This window comes from Ruegeria sp. AF8, from assembly GCF_056541825.1.
Window position 1 is genome coordinate 1 of sequence record NZ_JBQFYW010000072.1, and the last position, 1,398, is coordinate 1,398.

The 1,398-nt window shown below is 62.4% G+C and carries 1 protein-coding gene; it reads left to right on the forward strand.

The features are described from left to right. The first annotated feature begins 1 nt into the window (after position 1). Entirely contained in the window at positions 2-1,177 is a 1,176-nt protein-coding gene (gene tuf, locus ACR0AO_RS25405) for an elongation factor Tu (RefSeq protein ID WP_480609808.1), read from the forward strand. Positions 1,178-1,398: the final 221 nt, after the last annotated feature.

The following is a 1,398-nucleotide window of genomic DNA, read 5'->3' on the forward strand; positions in this document are numbered from 1 at the left end:
AATGGCAAAGGAAAAGTTTGAGCGTAATAAACCGCATGTCAACATCGGCACGATTGGCCACGTTGACCACGGCAAGACGACGCTGACCGCGGCGATCACCAAGTATTTCGGCGACTTCAAGGCGTATGACCAGATTGACGGCGCGCCGGAAGAGAAGGCGCGCGGCATCACCATTTCGACCGCCCACGTGGAATACGAGACCGACGCGCGTCACTATGCGCATGTCGACTGCCCCGGCCACGCCGACTATGTCAAGAACATGATCACGGGCGCCGCGCAGATGGACGGCGCGATCCTGGTGGTGAACGCTGCCGACGGCCCGATGCCGCAGACCCGCGAGCACATCCTGCTGGCCCGTCAGGTCGGCGTGCCGGCGCTGGTGGTGTTCCTGAACAAGGTCGATCAGGTCGATGACGAGGAACTGCTTGAGTTGGTGGAAATGGAAGTCCGCGAGCTGCTCAGCTCGTACGAATTCCCCGGCGACGACATTCCGATCGTTGCAGGTTCGGCTCTGGCCGCGATGGAAGGCAACAACCCGGAAATCGGCGAAGAGAAGATCAAGGAACTGCTGGCCGCTGTTGACGAGTACATCCCGACCCCGGAACGTGCCGTTGACCAGCCCTTCCTGATGCCGATCGAGGACGTGTTCTCGATCTCGGGCCGCGGCACCGTTGTTACGGGGCGTGTCGAGCGTGGCGTGATCAATGTCGGCGACTCGATCGAGATCGTCGGCATCAAGGACACCCAGACCACCACCTGCACCGGTGTGGAAATGTTCCGCAAGCTGCTGGACCGTGGCGAGGCGGGCGACAACATCGGCGCGCTGCTGCGCGGCATCGACCGTGACGCGGTTGAGCGTGGTCAGGTTCTGTGCAAGCCGGGTTCGGTGACCCCGCACACCAAATTCGAGGCCGAAGCCTATATCCTGACCAAGGAAGAGGGCGGCCGTCACACCCCGTTCTTCGCCAACTACCGTCCGCAGTTCTACTTCCGCACCACCGACGTGACCGGCACGGTGACGCTGGCGGCGGGCACCGAGATGGTGATGCCGGGCGACAATGTCGGCTTCACGGTCGAGCTGATCGCGCCGATCGCGATGGAAGACGGCCTGCGCTTTGCCATCCGCGAAGGCGGCCGCACCGTCGGCGCCGGCGTCGTGTCGAAGATCATCGAGTAAGACGCGCCTGGTTGCGGCAGGCGATTTTCCACAGGAATACCTGCCGCGAGCGACACGGTGACGAACAAAGAAGGCCGCCCCATGCCGGGGCGGCCTTTTCTGTTTGAGATCCGCGATCTCCGGGGCGCCAGCCCGGGACAGGTGGCCAGAGACTATTCGATGAATAATCCCTCCAAAAACCCCGCATAGTTGGGAAAAAGAAAGGCCGTGGCCTAGCCGGG